At 50.1% G+C, this 17,929-nt stretch carries 23 protein-coding genes; 20 read left to right on the top strand and 3 right to left on the bottom strand.

The annotated features are described in order from the left end of the window. The first annotated feature begins 51 nt into the window (after window positions 1-51). From mobB to groL, 8 genes are all read left to right on the top strand, one after another. Entirely contained in the window at window positions 52-750 is a 699-nt protein-coding gene (mobB, locus tag Pmgp_RS01590; protein ID WP_205077911.1) for a molybdopterin-guanine dinucleotide biosynthesis protein B, read from the top strand. A 4-nt stretch (window positions 751-754) separates the two neighbouring features. Next, window positions 755-1,996 (top strand): molybdopterin molybdotransferase MoeA, encoded by a 1,242-nt coding sequence (locus tag Pmgp_RS01585; RefSeq protein WP_134212213.1) that lies wholly within the window; start codon window positions 755-757, stop codon window positions 1,994-1,996. A 25-nt stretch (window positions 1,997-2,021) separates the two neighbouring features. After that, entirely contained in the window at window positions 2,022-3,944 is a 1,923-nt protein-coding gene (locus Pmgp_RS01580) for a molybdopterin biosynthesis protein (protein ID WP_134212212.1), read from the top strand. 205 nt (window positions 3,945-4,149) lie between these two features. After that, window positions 4,150-4,644, top strand: coding sequence for a cyclic pyranopterin monophosphate synthase MoaC (gene moaC / locus Pmgp_RS01575; protein ID WP_134212211.1), 495 nt, complete (start codon window positions 4,150-4,152; stop codon window positions 4,642-4,644). Window positions 4,645-4,692: 48 nt separating this feature from the next. Next, entirely contained in the window at window positions 4,693-5,184 is a 492-nt protein-coding gene (locus tag Pmgp_RS01570) for a MogA/MoaB family molybdenum cofactor biosynthesis protein (protein ID WP_134212210.1), read from the top strand. Window positions 5,185-5,225: 41 nt separating this feature from the next. Further along, window positions 5,226-7,451, top strand: coding sequence for an S-layer homology domain-containing protein (locus Pmgp_RS01565; protein ID WP_134212209.1), 2,226 nt, complete (start codon window positions 5,226-5,228; stop codon window positions 7,449-7,451). Window positions 7,452-7,835: 384 nt separating this feature from the next. After that, window positions 7,836-8,123, top strand: coding sequence for a co-chaperone GroES (gene groES / locus Pmgp_RS01560; RefSeq protein WP_134212208.1), 288 nt, complete (start codon window positions 7,836-7,838; stop codon window positions 8,121-8,123). A 22-nt stretch (window positions 8,124-8,145) separates the two neighbouring features. Beyond that, window positions 8,146-9,780 carry a chaperonin GroEL gene (groL, locus tag Pmgp_RS01555; protein ID WP_134212207.1) on the top strand — a complete coding sequence of 545 codons (1,635 nt, stop codon included), beginning with the start codon at window positions 8,146-8,148 and terminating at the stop codon, window positions 9,778-9,780. Between the two features lie 79 nt (window positions 9,781-9,859). On the opposite strand, the gene Pmgp_RS01550 is transcribed toward groL, so the two are convergent. The 3 genes from Pmgp_RS01550 to Pmgp_RS01540 form a co-directional block, all read right to left on the bottom strand. Next, window positions 9,860-11,086, bottom strand: coding sequence for a tyrosine-type recombinase/integrase (locus Pmgp_RS01550; protein ID WP_134212206.1), 1,227 nt, complete (start codon window positions 11,084-11,086; stop codon window positions 9,860-9,862). Window positions 11,087-11,246: 160 nt separating this feature from the next. After that, entirely contained in the window at window positions 11,247-12,221 is a 975-nt protein-coding gene (locus Pmgp_RS01545; RefSeq protein ID WP_192902723.1) for an ImmA/IrrE family metallo-endopeptidase, read from the bottom strand. A 22-nt stretch (window positions 12,222-12,243) separates the two neighbouring features. Then, window positions 12,244-12,612 (bottom strand): helix-turn-helix domain-containing protein, encoded by a 369-nt coding sequence (locus Pmgp_RS01540; protein ID WP_134212204.1) that lies wholly within the window; start codon window positions 12,610-12,612, stop codon window positions 12,244-12,246. Between the two features lie 149 nt (window positions 12,613-12,761). Here Pmgp_RS01540 and Pmgp_RS01535 point away from each other — a divergent pair, with 149 nt between their 5' ends. From Pmgp_RS01535 to Pmgp_RS01485, 12 genes are all read left to right on the top strand, one after another. After that, window positions 12,762-13,010: a helix-turn-helix transcriptional regulator gene (locus Pmgp_RS01535; protein WP_134212203.1), complete on the top strand. Its 249-nt coding sequence runs from the start codon at window positions 12,762-12,764 to the stop codon at window positions 13,008-13,010. Window positions 13,011-13,153: 143 nt separating this feature from the next. Then, window positions 13,154-13,882, top strand: coding sequence for a phage antirepressor KilAC domain-containing protein (locus Pmgp_RS20045; RefSeq protein ID WP_205077909.1), 729 nt, complete (start codon window positions 13,154-13,156; stop codon window positions 13,880-13,882). A gap of 42 nt (window positions 13,883-13,924) precedes the next feature. After that, on the top strand, window positions 13,925-14,158 hold the full coding sequence (locus Pmgp_RS01525; RefSeq protein WP_134212202.1) for a DNA-binding protein: 234 nt from the start codon (window positions 13,925-13,927) through the stop codon (window positions 14,156-14,158). Window positions 14,159-14,344: 186 nt separating this feature from the next. Beyond that, complete coding sequence (locus tag Pmgp_RS19585; protein WP_192902722.1) at window positions 14,345-14,512, top strand: hypothetical protein; 168 nt, start codon at window positions 14,345-14,347, stop codon at window positions 14,510-14,512. Next, on the top strand, window positions 14,493-14,678 hold the full coding sequence (locus Pmgp_RS01520; protein ID WP_134212201.1) for a hypothetical protein: 186 nt from the start codon (window positions 14,493-14,495) through the stop codon (window positions 14,676-14,678). The genes Pmgp_RS19585 and Pmgp_RS01520 overlap by 20 nt, the downstream gene beginning before the upstream one ends. Then, window positions 14,675-14,857: a hypothetical protein gene (locus Pmgp_RS01515; RefSeq protein WP_134212200.1), complete on the top strand. Its 183-nt coding sequence runs from the start codon at window positions 14,675-14,677 to the stop codon at window positions 14,855-14,857. Before Pmgp_RS01520 ends, Pmgp_RS01515 begins: the two co-directional genes overlap by 4 nt. Window positions 14,858-14,863: 6 nt before the next feature. After that, a complete protein-coding gene (locus tag Pmgp_RS01510) occupies window positions 14,864-15,097 on the top strand; it encodes a hypothetical protein (RefSeq protein ID WP_134212199.1) in 234 nt (77 codons plus the stop codon). Window positions 15,098-15,167: 70 nt separating this feature from the next. Further along, entirely contained in the window at window positions 15,168-15,689 is a 522-nt protein-coding gene (locus Pmgp_RS01505) for a helix-turn-helix transcriptional regulator (RefSeq protein WP_134212198.1), read from the top strand. A gap of 32 nt (window positions 15,690-15,721) precedes the next feature. Then, a complete protein-coding gene (locus Pmgp_RS01500; RefSeq protein ID WP_153189171.1) occupies window positions 15,722-16,003 on the top strand; it encodes a hypothetical protein in 282 nt (93 codons plus the stop codon). A gap of 1 nt (window position 16,004) precedes the next feature. Beyond that, window positions 16,005-16,199 carry a hypothetical protein gene (locus Pmgp_RS01495; RefSeq protein ID WP_134212196.1) on the top strand — a complete coding sequence of 65 codons (195 nt, stop codon included), beginning with the start codon at window positions 16,005-16,007 and terminating at the stop codon, window positions 16,197-16,199. A gap of 398 nt (window positions 16,200-16,597) precedes the next feature. Then, complete coding sequence (locus Pmgp_RS01490) at window positions 16,598-17,077, top strand: hypothetical protein (protein WP_134212195.1); 480 nt, start codon at window positions 16,598-16,600, stop codon at window positions 17,075-17,077. Between the two features lie 27 nt (window positions 17,078-17,104). Further along, window positions 17,105-17,920 carry a hypothetical protein gene (locus Pmgp_RS01485; RefSeq protein WP_134212194.1) on the top strand — a complete coding sequence of 272 codons (816 nt, stop codon included), beginning with the start codon at window positions 17,105-17,107 and terminating at the stop codon, window positions 17,918-17,920. Window positions 17,921-17,929 lie beyond the last annotated feature (9 nt).

The following is a 17,929-nucleotide window of genomic DNA, read 5'->3' as shown; positions in this document are numbered from 1 at the left end:
AAAATCCCACGTCTCACGTCCCACATCTCACGACTCAAATCGGAGGTTCCTGTGAAAAAAACAGTGCCTGTTGTTGGCTTGGTTGGTTATTCCGGCTCAGGGAAAACCACTTTTTTGGAAAAGCTGATCGCAGTGCTGAAAAGCCGCGGCTACTTGCTTGGTGTGATTAAGCATACCCACCACCCAGTGGATCTTGATCAAAAAGGGAAGGATACCTGGCGGCATGCGCGGGCGGGTGCTGATGTTGTAGCACTGGCGTCACCCAACGGGGTTACACTCTTCAAAAAGTTTGCAGCCGGCCCGGCGCCGCAGGAAGTCATGGACATGGCTGTGGCTGCAGCCGGCGATTTGGATCTGATTATTTTTGAAGGGTATAAAAAGGAGAAATGGCCTAAAATAGAAGTCTACCGTCACGCTGCAATTGAACGCCCGGCAATCCCGGCGGGAGAACTGGTTGCTGTGGTGACTGACACTGCCCCTGCCGGACCGGCGCCTCATTTTGGGCTGGATGACACGGCAGGAGTGGCTGATCTGATTGAGCGAGTAATACTAAAAAAGGAGTGTGCTGCAATGTCGGAAATTAAGCCGGAAGTTTTAGAGGCGGTAAGGCTGGCGGCCAAAGAAGGGCGGCTCAGCTGCACGCAGGCCAGAAAACTGGCTGAAGAATTGAAGGTTGCCCCCAAAGTGGTAGGAAATGCCGCCAATGAACTTAAAATCAAAATAAAATCATGCGAACTGGGTTGTTTTTAACTCTATGGCTGAACTTTTTAATGTTCTGACAGTAGATGAGGCCAGGGCTGCCATAGCCGCCCACCTGCCGGACAAGTGGCCGCACGAAAAGGTGCCGGTTTTAAAAAGCCTTGGCCGCAGGCTGGCGGCCGAAGTGCGCGCCGTCGATGATGTGCCGGGTTTCGACCGGTCCACCATGGACGGCTTTGCAGTGCGGGCCAGAGATACATATGGCGCCACGGAAGGAATGCCGGCATACGTTGATATAACCGGCGAGATAATCATAGGCAGGCGGCCGGAAGGGGAAGTCAAGTCAGGCCAGGCTTACCGCATCCCCACCGGGGGAATGCTTCCTGCCGGGGCTGACGCTGTGGTGATGGTGGAGTACACCGAGGAATTGGACAGCCGCACCATCGGCATCATCAAGCCGGTCGCGCCCGGAGAGAACATGGTGCGCAGGGGAGACGACATAGCCGCGGGTGAAATCGCGCTCCCGGTTGGCCACCAAATCAGGGCGCAGGACCTTGGCATGCTGTCATCCATCGGTGTGACGGAAGTTGAAGTGGCCGTTTCATTAAAGGTAGGTATTGTTTCCACTGGAGATGAGCTGGTTAACCCCGGGGAGAACCCTTTATCCGGCCAGGTACGTGACATCAACTCCCACGCCCTGTACGGGGCGATAGCCGCTTGCGGCGGTGCCCCGCGGCTGTACGGGATTGTCAGCGACAATTATGAAAAATTAAAAGATATCCTGAGGGTCGCCCTGAAAGATAACGATATGGTCCTCTTCTCCGGCGGCAGTTCAGTCGGCACACGCGATGTGGCCTCCAAGGTAATTGATGCTGCCGGGAAGCCGGGCGTCCTTTTTCACGGCATTGCGATTAGCCCCGGCAAACCCGCGCTAGGGGCGATCCTGGGAGGGAAACCTGTTTTCGGCCTGCCGGGCCACCCGGCTTCGGCCATGGTTGTCTTTGACCTGATGGTGGCGCCCCTTGTGCGGATGGGGGGGTACCCAACAGGGGCTAAAGAAATAGCCATGGAATTTCCTTTGAGAGCGGTAATTACCCGCAACCTGCGCTCGGCTGCGGGACGCGAGGACTTTGTCCGGGTTAAGCTTGGATATAGTGACGGTCGGTTTTTTGCCGAACCTGTACTGGGTAAATCAGGCTTAATCAGCACCATGGTCAGAGCCGACGGCCTGGCGCACATACCTGCCGGCAAAGAGGGTGTTGAGGCCGGGGAGATAGTGGAAGTGAAATTATTTTAAAAGACTTAATGAGGTGCTTTTAAATATGAAGCGTACGGTTTATCTGGACGACCTGCCCTGGGAGGCGGCACTGGAAAAATATTTGAGTTATTTAAATGACCTGGGCGCCCTGAACCCGGGCCGGCCGGAACTGGTCCCCGCTGAAGAAGCGCTGGGCAGGGTAGCGGCGGCGCCGGTGTACGCCAGGATATCTTCACCCCATTACCACGCCTCGGCTATGGACGGCCTGGCTGTACGCTCGTATGACACCTACGGGGCTTTCGAAATTTCACCTAAAAAATTACGGGTGGGAAGGGAGGCTTTCCCTGTCGATACGGGTGACCCCCTGCCGGAAGGCTGCGACGCTGTGATTATGATTGAAGATGTGCACTATGTGCAGCCGGACCTTATTGAAATAATACATGCTGCGCCCCCCTGGCAGCATGTTCGTTTTGTGGGAGAAGACATTGTCGCCACCGAGATGATTATTCCCGCCAACCACCTGGTAAGGCCTGTTGATATCGGGGCTCTGCTGGCGGGAGGGGTTGATAGCCTGTATGTGCATCCACGCCCCAGGGTGGCGCTGATGCCTACCGGCACAGAACTGGTCCAGCCGGGCACAGATTTGAAGCCGGGTGATATTATTGAATATAACTCCCGGATGCTGGGGGCAATGGTGGAGAGTTGGGGGGGCAAAGCGCTGCGCAAAGAAATCACGGCGGATGATTTTGCAAGCCTCAAAGCTACGCTGGCAAGCTCGGTTGATGAAGCGGACATTGTATTGATCAACGCCGGGTCCTCATCAGGCTCAGAGGATTTCACAGCGGATGCAATCAGGGCTCTCGGCTCGGTGCTGGTGCACGGCGTGGCCACTAAACCCGGCAAACCGGTCATCCTGGGGGAGATCAAAGGCAAGCCCGTTATAGGCGTGCCTGGCTATCCAGTATCAGCTTACATGGGCCTGGACCTTTTTGTAAAGCCGGTTATCTTTAGAAAAATGGGTACTGTGCCGCCGCCTTTGGATACAGCTGAGGCAACCGTATCAAGAAAGATGGTTTCCTCGGTGGGCGTTGAGGAATTTGTAAGGGTTAAGCTTGGTCAGGTGGGGGACAAGGTTGTGGCAACTCCTATTGCGCGGGGCGCGGGAGTCCTCATGTCACTTGTGCGGGCCGACGGCGTGATCCGGATTCCAAGGCTTTCGGAAGGCTACAACGCCGGAGATACGGCCACAGTAGAGCTGTTCAGGACGCCGCGGGAGATCAGGGAAACGACAGTTATTATCGGCAGTCATGACAACTCTCTGGACGTGCTGGCCAACTTTTTGCGCCTTAAATATCCCGAGGCGACCCTGTCTTCCGCCCATGTCGGCAGCCTGGGCGGGCTGACCGCCCTGCGCAGGGGTGAGGCGCACTGCGCGGGCACACACCTGCTTGATGAGGAAACAGGGGAGTACAATATTAACTATGTTAAAAGGATACTGCCGGACAGGAAAGTAGCTCTGGTCAACCTGGTCTACCGGGAGCAGGGCTTAATCCTGGCCAGGGGCAACCCTAAAGGCATCCACGAACTGGCAGACCTGAGGCGGGACGATGTCAGTTTTGTCAACAGGCAGCGCGGCGCCGGCACCAGGATCCTGCTGGATTACCTCTTGGGAGAGAAGGACATTGCCGCTGATTTGATCCGCGGTTACGACCATGAGGAATACACCCATATGGCTGTCGCTGTGGCGGTAAAGGCAGGAGCGGCGGACGCGGGCCTGGGCATCAGGGCTGCCGCTATAGCTCTGGATTTGGATTTTGTCAGTATTGTCGAAGAACGGTATGACCTGTGCATCCCTTTAAAATATATGGATACTCCTTATATCCAAAGATTATTGGCAGTAATGGCGCTGCCGGAATTTCAGGCGGAGGTTAAAAAACTGGGAGGTTACGACTTGCGGGACTGCGGCAAAGTTATGTGGCGCAGTTGATTAACGTTTTTATTAGAAAATTCTTGGATTTTTTTGTTCAACCTTCCAAGGACGGGCAGGATAACCACCTGTTATAATTGAAGTATTACTTTGTTTGTTTTTGGGGAATAGCTGGTTGTTGATTATAAAGAAAATAGTTGAAGAATACCGAAATCTCCGTTTAAAAGTAGAAGCCGGTAAAACTCTAGTATGGGAGATGTTATTTTTGAATGAGTTGACTCACCTGGATGAACGGGGCCAAGCCAGGATGGTAGAGGTGGGAGCAAAGGAAATTACCCGCAGGGAAGCTATAGCCCGGGGAGAAGTTGCCATGCGTCCCGGAACGCTTGATATGATCCTGGAAGGGAAAACACCTAAAGGAGAGGTGTTCGGTGTGGCCCGTATAGCCGGGATTATGGCGGCAAAGAAAACTCCGGAGATAATACCCCTCTGCCATCCTTTAGCGCTGACGGGCATCGATGTGCAGTTTCGTCCCGACCGGGAGCTAAGCAGGGTCGAAATAGAGGCCAGGGTCAGAACTACGGGACAAACCGGGGTGGAAATGGAGGCTCTCACCGCTGTATCAGCGTCGGCGCTGGCCATTTACGACATGTGCAAGGCGGTTGACCGGGAAATGGTTATCGGAGCCATCAGGCTTATCCATAAAAGCGGGGGCAAAAGCGGCTCCTTTGACCGCGAGGGTGAGGAGAAATGGCTGTAAAGGTTGGAGAATCGCACCCGTAATATCCCGGGATAAGAGGTGAGAAGGTTGTACAGGATTGCCGTGATTACCGTTAGTGACAAGGGTTCCCGCGGCGAGAGGGTGGATGAAAGCGGCCCGGCTATCACTAAGATGGTTGAATCACTGGGCAAAGTGGTTAGTTATCAGGTTTTGCCCGACGATTTGGATGGTTTGAAATGGGCTTTGATCGACCTGTCCGACAGGGAAAAGGTTGACCTGATCTTTACCACAGGCGGAACAGGCTTAAGTCCCAGGGACAATACCCCGGAAGCGACCCTTGCCGTAATCGGGCGGGAAGTGCCCGGGCTGGCCGAGGCCATGCGCCGGGAAAGTATGAAAAAGACCAACAGGGCCATGCTCTCCAGGGCGGTGGCCGGTATCCGCAGCAGCACCCTGATTATTAATCTGCCCGGCAGTGTTAAAGGAGCGAGAGAGTGCCTGGAGGTAATTATGCCGGCTCTGCCGCACGGCCTGGAGATTTTGACCGGCCGGGGCGGAGAGTGTGGAACTTCGGGTTAAACAGGTTTTAGTATATACCGGTGGGGAGGGATGTTGATATTATGTTAAAAAACAAAGTGCTTTTTCCCATTATTCTGTCAGTCGCAGTTCTTCTGGCCGCTGCCGGGCCTTTTGCGGCGGAGGCGGCGGGAGAAACATTGTTGGATATCAATGGACACTGGGCGCAGCAGTACATAGCGGAGATGTGCGCCAGCGAAATTGTCACCGGTTATCCCGGCGGCTTGTACCAGCCCGACCAAAGCGTCACCAGGCTTGAGTTGCTGGCTTCGTTGGTCCGGGTGCTGGGCCAGGACGAGCAGGCAAAGAACCTGGCCAGGGAAACTGTTGATTATTATGTGCCTCCCCCGGACTGGGGCAGGGGTTACCTTATTTGGGGCGTCCAGCGGGGCATGTTGGATAAAAACCTGCTCGAGCAGATGGCCGGCCCGGCAACGCGGGCAGAAGTGGCCGCGCTGGTTTGCGGTGCTTTGCAGATTAGTCCCGGCAGCGGCGAGCCTGATTTTGAGGATGCCGGACAAATAGCTCCAGGCTACCGGGGCCTGGTGTCAGCTGTGGTAGACCGCAAAATCATGCAGGGTTTCCCTGGCAATGTTTTCAAGCCGGATGACGAAATTACCAGGGCTCAAATGGCTGTCATCCTGTCCCGCATCATAGACAACAATTTTGCCGGGGCAGAAATACAATTCCAACGTTACCGCGGGGCCGTTTCATCCATCGATTTTACCAACCAGTTAATCACTTTAAAGATGGGCGATTACGGTTATCTCAATAAAATTTTAGACGACGACTGCGAGATTTATCTGAAAGAGAAAAATGCCCGGCTTACCGATCTTGAGCTGGGCGATGAAGTCACAATAGTATTAAATAATAACGAAAGAGTTGTATTTATTAAAAATACCGCACAGCAGAACGGAACGGAAAGCGGTACTGATTATCATAATTATGCCGGCAGGGTAGACTCGCTTACATACAGTGAAGGAGAATACAGTTTGCATCTCACTGATTTTGATGGCCGGCAAATGGTATTCCCGGTTGCAGCCGCTGTAACAATTAATCAGGACGGTTATACTAAAGAAATTTACTCGGTCAACCAGAACGATTTTGTCGAGGTTAGAATTGCGGAAAGCAGAATTACGGAGATTAACTTCCTGGATACAACTAAGTTTGAAGGGACAGTTACGTCTATCAATTCATCCAAGCTGACTGTGCGCAATGACGATGGTGAGAAAGAGACCTGGCAGGTGCCCGGCAACGTTGTTGTGGAAGGCAGTACGGAGGAGTATGAAGATATTGAGAATGGCAGCCTGGTTGAAGTCAAAGTGTATGACGGTAAGGCTATAATAATAGAGGTTATTGAAGAAAGCAGCCCGGAGGGGGAAGTCGACAGTCTGGATACATCCGGCACCTGGGGCATAACCATTATTAAAGATAATGGCAGCAGCAAAAAGTATGCTGTGGACGATGATGTCGTAGTAAGGAATAATGACGGGGATGTGATAGACTTTGAAGACCTGGATACAGGAAAGCGTGTAAGGTTGAGGTTAAATAGTGATGACTATGTAGACCTCATAAAAGTAATTGATGAGGCTGGCAACGGCTATGTGGAGGGGGAAATCTACAGTCTGGACACATCGGGCGCCTGGGGGATAACCATTACTGACGAAGACGGTGACAGAAAAAAGTATGATGTGGTTAATGATGTTACAGTGAAAAATAGCGATGGTGATTCGATTGACTTTGAAGACCTGGATACGGGATACATGGTAAAACTTAGGCTAAACAGTGACGGTGATGTCTACCGTATTGAAGTAATTGATGAAAGTGGGTCATCTGTTTCCGGTACGGTTAATAATCTGAAAACAGGCAGTTCCCCGTGGATAAAGATTGAGAAAAGCAGTGGCAGTATAGCTAAGTATTACATTTCTAACAGTGCCTATTATACCAGGAACGGTAGCAGTATCAACCTGAGAAGTATAGTGATCGGCTCGGAAGTTGAGATCAGGCTAAACAACGGGAAAGTAGTTAAGATTATAGTAACCGATGATCTGAATATCACTTTGCAAGGCGAAATCACTGATATTAACGTCAGTAGTAAAAGGATAAAAATTAGACAGGAAAGCGGGAACAGTTTCTCTTACTACTTGGCTAACAACGCCGACCTGGAAAATGAGGACGGAGACGAGATCGAACTTGAAGATTTAGAAGAGGGTTGGGATGTGGAAATTAAGTTGGAGAACGGCAAGATCGAAAAGCTTGAAAGAAAATAAGTCTGTCCACCTTTCTACTTTTGTGAACGAAATCGTCAGACTATTATAAACCCCTGCACAGGGGTTTATTTATTAAAGAACCCATTGAGTTTTGTAAAATGAAGGACAAGCTTTTCTTTTTGCTGTATAAAATCATTTGCTCTGTGGGAAAATATTTCATGTAGAAGAAAGGCAAAAAAATACTCAGATTAAGATAGAAAAAGATATTAAAAGCTATTGCATGATAATCAACCTTTTTTAATCTAGAAAAGGAAAATTATGCGGTGATTTAATTTGCTTTTGATAGACTTATTATATATTATATTTACGTAGTGTTAGCACTCATTGACCTCGAGTGCTAACAAATGATAAAATAAAACCAACCAGTATCAAGGAGGGGTTTAAGTGATCAGACCACTAGGCGAAAGGGTAGTAGTCAAGCCTCTGCCCAGCGAGGAAAGGACCAAAGGCGGTATTGTCCTGCCGGACACGGCTAAGGAAAAGCCCCAGGAAGGGGAAGTAATAGCTGTAGGTTCCGGTAAGATTTTAGAAACAGGCCAGCGTGTTCCCATCGACCTGAAACCGGGGGACAGGATCCTTTTCTCCAAGTATGCCGGAAACGAAGTCAAGATTGACGACGTTGAATATTTGATCATGCGTGAAGCCGACATCCTCGGCGTAATTGAGAAATAGGTAATAAAAGGAGGTAAGAAAATTGGCAGGTAAAGAGATTATTTTCCGGGAAGATGCCCGGCGCTCCCTTGAAAAAGGAGTAAACGCGCTGGCGGACGCGGTAAAGGTTACCCTTGGCCCCAAAGGCCGCAATGTAGTTCTTGAGAAGAAATTCGGCTCACCGATGATTGTCAACGACGGTGTCACTATCGCCAGGGAAATTGAACTTCCCGATCCATTCGAGAATATGGGCGCCCAGCTGGTCAAGGAAGTTGCCACCAAGACCAACGATGTGGCCGGAGACGGCACCACCACGGCTTGCGTACTGGCACAGGCCATTGTGCGTGAAGGTTTAAGAAACGTGGCCGCGGGGGCTAACCCCATGATTATTAAGAGGGGTATTGAAAAAGCGGTTGAAAAAGTGGTAGGCTCGATCAAAAGCTCAGCCAAAACCATTGAAAACAAGTCGGCTATTACCCAGGTCGCTACTATTTCAGCCAATGACGAATTCATCGGCAGCCTGATTGCCGACGCCATGGAGAAGGTTGGCAAAGACGGCGTTATTACGGTAGAAGAGTCAAAGGGCACCACAACCAACCTGGAAATTGTTGAAGGTATGAACTTTGACCGGGGCTACATTTCCCCGTACATGGTTACCGACGCTGACAAGATGGAAGCCAACCTGGATGACCCCTATATTTTAATTACTGATAAAAAGGTATCGGCTGTGGCAGACCTCCTGCCGGTCCTTGAGAAAGTTGTGCAGTCCGGCAAACCGCTACTGCTTATTGCCGAGGATATCGAGGGAGAAGCCCTGGCTACCCTGGTGCTCAATAAACTGCGCGGCACCTTCCAGTGTGTCGCGGTCAAAGCGCCCGGCTTTGGCGACAGGCGCAAAGCCATGCTGCAGGATATCGCCATTCTGACCGGCGGCACCGTTATTACCGAGGAACTGGGCCTGAAGTTGGATAAGGCCACTATCGACCAGCTCGGCCGGGCCAGCAAAGTAAGGGTTAAGAAAGAAGAAACCATTATCGTAGGCGGCGCCGGCAGCGCGGATGAAATTACCAAGCGCGTGGTCCAGATTAAGAACCAAATTGAAGACACCACTTCTGAGTTCGACAAGGAGAAGCTCCAGGAGCGCCTGGCCAAACTGGCCGGCGGTGTGGCAGTTGTCCAGGTGGGCGCCGCCACTGAAACTGAAATGAAAGACAAGAAGCTGCGTATTGAGGATGCCTTGAACGCTACCCGCGCGGCTGTGGAAGAAGGCATCGTGCCGGGCGGCGGCGTGGCTTATATCGGAGCGATCAAGGCTCTTGACGGTTTAACCGCCGACATGCTTGATGAGAAAACCGGCATTGACATAGTACGCCGGGCACTGGAAGAACCCCTGCGTCAAATCGCCGGCAACGCCGGCTTTGAGGGCTCGGTCATAGTGGAAAAAGTCAAGAACGCTGACCCCGGTTTTGGCTTTAACGCCCTGTCCACAGAGTTCGTCAACATGATCGACGCCGGTATCGTTGACCCGGCCAAAGTTACCCGTTCGGCGCTGGAAAACGCGTCCAGCATTGCGGCCATGATCCTGACCACCGAAACTCTTGTCGCTGAAAAGCCTGACAAGGACAAAGAACCCATGGGCGGCATGGGCGGCATGGGCGGCATGGGCGGCATGATGTAAAGACTGTCTCTCGGTCCATATATATCAAGGGACCGGATATCCGGTCCCTTCCCTGTGGTCACAAAATGGTCACGGAGTGCTAATTTTCAGACAAGAGGCTTCTCATTAATTCACTGAATTTTTGAGATGCCTCTTTTTTCATTGTCTTTGTTACATGGAGATAGATTCTTTTTGTGGTGTCGTCATCAGTATGCCCCAGACGGTCCATGATTTCAGGCAGTCCGACTCCGGCCTCGGCTAATAGTGAAGTATGAGTATGGCGCAGGGAGTGGGGAGTAAGCGTCTCGTTAAGCTTCGCCAACTTCAGGAGCCTAGTCATGCGGATTTCTATTTTCTTTATGGTCTCCGGGTAGCCGGGATGTTTTTTTGTTTTCGCAAAAACGAAATCCTCGTCATGGTAGGTAGGGCGAAATCTCATTTTAACAGACTTCTGCTCAACCTTGTATCTTTCCAAATCGCTCAGAACAGCACGGTCAACCTCAATTACCCGTTGGGACTTCGCGGTTTTCGGTGTTAATAGTTCATACTTTTCAGCATTATTTGTAGGGTTATAGTATGTCTTTGTTATGCTAATCGCACCTTCTTTAAAATGGATGTCTTTCCATTTTAGGGCGCACAGTTCCCCGGCCCGCAGGCCAGTATAGGCCAGGGTGCGGAAGATGATATAGTCTCTGTCGAGACCTTTCTCCTTTGCCGTTCTTAGAAATGCGGCCAGTTCTTCTTTTTCAAGATATTTCGGTAATTCCTTGTTTTCCTCCAGCTCTTTCACGGTCTTACGAGTTCGCGGCACCTTCGCAAATTGTGTAGGATCTTTTTTGATCATATCCCACTCTACGGCTTTGGCAAAAATCATTCTGCCGGTTGAGTGTACGCCGGAAAGGGTATTGTCTGAATATTTTTTGTCTTTTAGGTCATTTAATGCATCCTGGTATTTCTTCTTTGTGATATCCTTGATCTTTAAATATTTAAAATAAGGCATAAGAAGACTTATTTCGTGCCTGCGGACGCGGACGGTGCTTACCTTCACGTTGTGGGTTTTTTGGTATGTTTTCAGCCAATCCCCTGCAAAGTCCTTGAATAGCGTGCTCGACTCCTTAATATAAGTGCCGTGATTTAATTCATAGATTACAGCATTACAGGCTGTTTGCGCCTCGTCTCGGGTAAGGAAGCCACCTTTCTTTTCCTGCTTTCTCCTTCCTGTGGCCGGGTTTATGCCGACATCAACAACATATCGATACCTAGTCTTGCCACAGGTACATCTTTTCTTTTTGCAGATGCAGCCATACTTTTGAATGGAGCCATTCAAGGCAATCACCTCACCCCTGACTTTGGAGATTATTCTACCATATTTCCAATGCACCTCAAAACATATTTCAAGCCCACAAGGGCGCTCCGTCACGCATCCTAAAAACATTGTCGTTTTTTGTCGAGTCTCTCTTAAAACACAAAACCCCCTCTGGGGGCCGTTAGAACGGTATATCATCTGGGTTAAAACTTATTGTATTATCCTCTGGCGCTGGTTCAGGTTCAGACCCAGATCCAGATCCAGATCCAGCCCCAACGGCTATTTCCTTCATGCCATCTTCAGAGTAACCCACTTTCTCCATGTATTCATACAGCATTGTTTTTGATCCGCAACGTTCACAAAAAAGAGCATTTGAAGCATTTGCCATACCGCATTCCTCATGTGCTAACCTGGGATCGTCGGAAGAGTTAAGGCATTCATTGAAAAGATAGTGCCCGCAGATTTTACAAAAGTGAGCATTGTAAGAAAAATCGCTGTTACCGCAAATAGGGCATTCTGTGAATCTGTCATTATTGTCAGTCCCAACTATTTTAATGGGCATAGACAACCTTATTACCTCCCTCGTTCCATTTGATAAGCAATAGTTGATTCCCAATAGAACAGGCTCTTCGCGTTCAACTACAGCATGGGCAGTATAAGCACTTCCACTTCCCCTGACGCTATTCCATTCAGCAAATAATTGATCTATTTCTATTTTCTCACATATACCCAATTCATTGAATCTATAGGTGACTGCCTCCCATGAGACACTAAACTTGTCCTTTAATTTTCCAAGCTGTGGAACAGAGAGGGGGGGCTCGTAATACCTCAAGACCCATTCCTCGGGCATTAAAAACTCCCTAACAAATATATCACACTCTCTATCCAGTATTTTTTCTTCCCGTGGAGTAAGCCTGTCCATGTCATATTCAACGAAATGCATCAAAACTATATGGGCCAGTTCGTGACACATGGTCCATGTGATTCTACCATCAATAGTGCGCGGGTCTATAAAAATACAATACTTACCGCGTTTTTCGTCGTAAATTGTAAACCCGTCCTCAGCGTCCTCGTGCCATTTTATCCTCCCAAACACTTCAATTAGTTCAATAACATTTATCGGGGGCTCAGTAATTTCGGCTTCTCGTAAAAACATCCGGGCCTTGGCTCTCGCATAGCTACTTCTTATTCTTAGGGGCCTCATTTTCCTCGTCTTCGATATAGGCTTCGATTAAGCGGAGCATCTTTTTCCGTTTCTCTAGAGTTAATTTTGTCTGAGCCCGGCGCAAAACTTTGACTCCTTCCGGCCACTGTTGCTCGAGGGTGTTTTCTTTTTGGGTTCTGTGGTTATCTGAATTACCCAATAAATAATCAATGCTTACATTGAAAAACTTTGCCAGAAGTTGTAGTGTGGAATGATTTGGTTCTCTTTTCCCAAGTTCCCATAGAGATAATGCCGATCTGGAAATGTTTAGTTTCCTTGCTAATTGTTCCTGGGTTAACCCAGCTTGCTCCCGAAGACTTATTAACCTTCGCGAAAAATTCATTTTTATCACCTGCCACAATTATACTCTACAAAATGAAGCAATTAAAATTATGCTTCAAAAAGTAGAAACTATATATTGACATGCTACGATAAGAAGCACTATAATAATAAAAACAGTGCTACCAAATGAAGCATAGAGAGGGGGTAGCCATGAGACAGAGGCTAATTGGACTTAGGGAAAAGAGCGGTTTTACACAAGAAGAAGTAGCAAAAAAGGTAGGAGTTTCTAGGAGTTTTTATGGATTAATTGAAACTGGTACCAGAAATCCGACCTATGGTTTAGCAAAAAAAATTGCAGAGTTCTTTGAAGTGGATGTCGAGGTACTTTTTTTAGACCTGGAAGGCTACAGAATGAAGCCATTACCACGAACATCAACCGGTACCGAGGGGGGTGTATAACCATAGATAACGATAAATACACCTGCCCCCACTGCGGATTTACTGGTGATTTGCCGGCCTACTACTGCGAAGGGTGCGGCAAACCGTTAGGGCCGCAGGTGCCGGTAGATGCAACAGGAGTTAGGAATTAGGAGGTGTGGAATTTGAACAAGCTGATGACAATCGAACACAAGAATCAGCGCGTGCTAACCACCCAGCAGTTGGCAAAAGGATATGGGGCAGATACCAACACCATAACCGTAAATTTTAGCCGTAATAGGGAGCGTTACACCGAAGGCAAGCATTACTTCTGCCTTGAGGGCGAAGCGCTTAAAGCCTTCAAGGGCAACCTTACAAATTGTAATGTCGCTCAAAATGTCAACAAGCTCTACCTCTGGACCGAAAAAGGTGCACTCCTCCACGCAAAGTCACTGAATACCGATAGGGCATGGGAAGTATACGACATGCTGGTGGAAACCTATTTCCGGGCAAGGGAGACATTCGTGATCCCGAAAACACTGCCTGAAGCGCTCCGGTTTGCCGCCGAACTTGCCGAGCAAATCGACCGGCAAAAACCCCTGGTGTCATTTGCACAAACTTGTGCGGCCTCCAGAGATAGCGTACTCATCCGGGAGTTGGCAAAGATAGCATCAAAAAACGGGGTTATCACCGGGGAGAAGCGACTCTACCAAAGGCTTCGCGCATGGGGGTTTATATTCCCGAACAGCACGGAGCCATATCAGGAATACGTTGACCGTGGGTACTTTGAGGTAACGCAGAGCAACAAGGAAGTGGCTTCTGGCAACGTACGACTGTTCAAGGTTACGAGGGTGACACCAAAGGGTCAGATATACATACTTAACAGGCTGAAAAAAGAGAGCATGGCGGGGTAGTAATCCCAGTTAACACAATCACAAAGAAAGAGAGTTGATATCATGCCTAAAAAAACCTACACCCTAGAAACGTTGCCAGAAATTATAACAGCCCAGCATATCTCTGATTTCCTTATCGTTTCCCGCCGCCGTGTTTATGAATTATTTCAACGCAAACCGGAAGATGGCGGCATCCCAAATTTTGAAATCGGACTGACAAAGCGGGTGCAGAAGCAGGACTTTGTTAACTGGATTGCAGCCCGCAAGCAAGAGAAAGAGCAAAAGTCAGCCAGCTAACAGGCTGAGGCAAGTTAAGTAGAGGGGGGGGCGAAAACAGATGACACAATCCATGCAGCAATGCTACTGGTATCACTGGCAGCTAACCCTATCTTAACTAGCGCCACTTATCCAGCCCACCGGTACCGACGGCCGATAACACCCCACCCATGATGCTGGCGGCGGGTGATTAAGGAGGTGAAACCCATGCCGCTACACTGCAACGAAACCGATTGCGCCATGCGCCTCGTCAGCCGCACGACTGGCGAAGGTGTGTGCGCTTGCTACGAGGAAAAGCCTCCGGTCAGCCCGGAGACGGGGAAGTGCGAAAAGTTCAGGCGAAGAGGTGAGTTGCTTGACCAAAGCCGAGCGTGAGCAGATAGTCAACTGGATCAGGTTAGCCATGGCCGACGCTGAGAAGAAATCAAAAGGAGAAGAATACTGCCACGCTTACGAGCTTGGAGTGCTGAAATCGTATTTGAAATTCCTCTGCTGGGAGCTGGAGAAAGGCAAATTCCCAAAGAAAGAGGTGAAACCGTGAAACTAAGCAGCGCTGATATCAGAGCCATGGGCGGCCGGCCGGATTATGAGATGACGCGAAGGAGGTGGCGCTGGAACTGGCGTAGGGCGGCGGAAAGCCTACTAATTCTCACGATGCTGGTTTTCGTGGCGGTGGTAATGCCGCTGGCGATGTTTGCAAGTTGTACGGCGGGGAGGTGAATGAGGTTGCCTAAAATTTGTCCGATTATGACAGCTGGCGCTGCGGCTTCTGATGTAAGAGAACCTCTTGTCTATTGCAAATCAATTAAATGTGCCTGGTGGAACCTATCGGAATGTGTGGTTTTGAGCATCGGCGCTATGTTATCAGCTGGAGTAATAACCATCAAGGAAACAAATTCGGCTAAGGAAGAGGGGGTGGGCCCGACCACCGTGGCCACAGCAGCCGGGCATGGGGATTGAGCGGAGCTTGTTATCTTAATAAGATACTAACCCCAAAATCAGTCAACAACAAGGAGGTGATATTGACAAAATGGCACCGAGAACACTTTTAAAACGAGGGGTTGAACTTGGTTGCGGTACCCAGAAGGAGGCAGCCCGAAGGCTAAATTACAGCCCTGAAATGCTGAATAAAATCTTGGCTGGCGTGCGTGAGCCTGCTCCGGATGCAAAGCCAAAGCTGTCGCAAATGCACATGATTGCTGGCCTGGCGCTGGCACAAGAGGTCACCGGCTATAACATATTTAGCTACATAGAAGGGGACCGGCACCCACAGACCATGATCAGGCGGGTTGAGAAGGAGGACCACGAGGCACACGAAGCTTTAAGGCCGCTGGGCTGGCGTATCATTGACAAGCAAAAGCCGGAAGACCTGACGGATGAAGATGTATTTGCGCTGAAAGTTGTTGGGAAGGAAGTCAGCGAGCGGATAAAGACAGACATAAACCTGCTGATTGAGCTTGAAGAGACATTTCAGTTAGGGCTTTTAGATTACCTGACTGGCAAAAAAGAAATAGCCCAGGTTGCCGAACCACAGGCTACTTATAACGTCTAATGAAATTCTACCAGAAAGCCGGTGAGAATGCAATGGCCAACAAGGTACTGGAAATCTGCGATGCGATTGAGCTAACCCGTGAGGTAACAATGGAAATCGTTAGGCCGCTGGCGATAACAATAGACCCAGACGGCAGCAGTGTTCACGTGAAAAGCATCAGAGACCTGGAGCAGATACCGGGAACGCTCAAATTCGAAGAGCGCGATGGGGATGTATACACCCATAATGCCAGTAAAACGATATGCGGCGTCAGGTTCTTCTGTCTGCTCACACGGGATGAATACGAGGCCGTAAGGCTGCAGGAGGCGAGTTAATGTGAGCATAACCGCAATAACCCTGGAACGAGACCGGAAATACACAGCATTTTGCGACACTCTTGCTTTTAAGGAAGGTAAATGCGAAATGGACGCTCGTGATAAGTGCCCTCAAAAAAAAGATATTTGCTGTATCATTTGCGCCCAACTCGAGGAATGTGACCAACAATGCAACTTAATTAACCCGGATGAATAAACATAAACCCCCTACTCGCTATTTAGAACCTTGAGATATTGGGGGGCGGCGGCGTGGTAGATAAGTTTTGGGGGCGGCGATGTGGCAGAATCGGGTGAGGGTATCGAGGTAACAGATCATTGCTGCCACAAATCTGTAGGGCGATACCCGTGAGGAGCCGGGTGAGGTTAACCGGCCCGCCCCTTCAATCTTCTCCGTTCTCCGGCCCCGGGCAGGCCCCCAAAAACCTGCTCTCGCCGGGGCCGGGAACAAAGAACCCAGTAGGCGGCCGAGGTGTGGTATACCGGCCAGGACCAATGAGGCCGCGTTTATAAAAATACACGATGGTAAGGCGAAAAAATTATGCTTCAGGCGGCCTGGCCGGGCCCGAAGCCCCATTAAAACAGGAGGTAATAAAAATGTTCGACAAGGTATTCCAAGATCAACTCGTGGCTCAAATATCAGAAGCCCTGCGGACGGCTGCCAGACAGGTTCTGGATGAGATCCATATCGACGGGTCCATATCCAGGGTCCAATCCTATCCCGAGGCGATCCGCCGGCAGCAGAACATCCTGGTCCAGGCCCAGCGCAACCTGGATAAAGCTAAACAGTCTCTCGATCTAGCCAAAGCCGAGATTATAGCCGACATCAATGCGGCTGTCAATGGCCAAGGCAAGCCTCTCTTCTCCAATGAGAAAGCCCGGGAAACGGAATTTATCCGCCGGGCGCGGGAGGACGAGAACTACCGGCAGGCCCTGGCCGAAGCGCGCCGGGCCGAGGACGAGTGCAACGACGCAAAATTTATGCTTGACCAGCTCTACAACGAGTTTACCGCAGCTAGGGCGGTGCTGGCCGCAAAAACAGCAAAGGTTAACTTAATGGCCGGAATAATGGCTTAACAAAATTTTTCAAGGAGGATTCTAATTATGTCTTTAGCTTTAGCAAAACAGGAAATTGCGGTTGTACAGTTCAATTCCCCGGCCTTATGCCAGCCGGAGGAGCAAAAAGAGCTCCTTGAAGTAATGCAGGCAAACTTCGGGGAAGATGTGCCCATTGATTTTCCTCGTATCAAAATCCCCAGCGGCGGCGGGCTGACTTTCGAGATCCCAGGCGAAGAAGAAGCTGAGCCGGTCAAGGAGCTGGTCGGCGTCATCCTGGACCATTACCGAGTCAATGCTTACTGGGCCGACGAGTATGCCGGCGCAGGCGCGCCCCCGACCTGCTCATCCCTTGACAATGAAATAGGTAAGGGCAATCCCGGCGGCAGTTGCGAAACCTGCCCCCTAAATGACTGGGGTAGCGACACCAGGGGCGGCCGGGGCAAGGCCTGCAAAAACATCAGACGCGTCTACCTGCTGGTTGAAGGCGAAATGCTCCCGTACCTGGTTGCTCTGCCCCCAACCAGCCTCGAAGATTTTAACGTCTATATGCGCCGTTTGACTTCCAAGCACAAAGTCCCCTATTACGGCGCACTCTCCAAGGCAAAACTCTACAAAACCCAGAACAAGGACGGCATCACCTACTCCGCCGTAGCCTGGAGCTTTGCCGGCGCCCTGTCTTCCCAGGACCGGGCCGCCATGAAAAACTATGCCACCAGTCTGAAGTCAGCCATGCGCACCGCCCAGATCGAAAGCGTTGAGTACAGCATGGACGGCAATGCTGCCGGCGGTACTGCTGGTGCACACTACACCCAGGCCGGCGCTGCCTACAACGCAGAAGATTCCCAGTACGAACCGTATTGATAACGCAAT

Source organism: Pelotomaculum propionicicum (assembly GCF_004369225.1).
In the GTDB taxonomy this organism is placed as follows: Bacteria; Bacillota; Desulfotomaculia; order Desulfotomaculales; family Pelotomaculaceae; genus Pelotomaculum_B; species Pelotomaculum_B propionicicum.
This window is presented reverse-complemented; position numbering and strand designations above follow the sequence as displayed.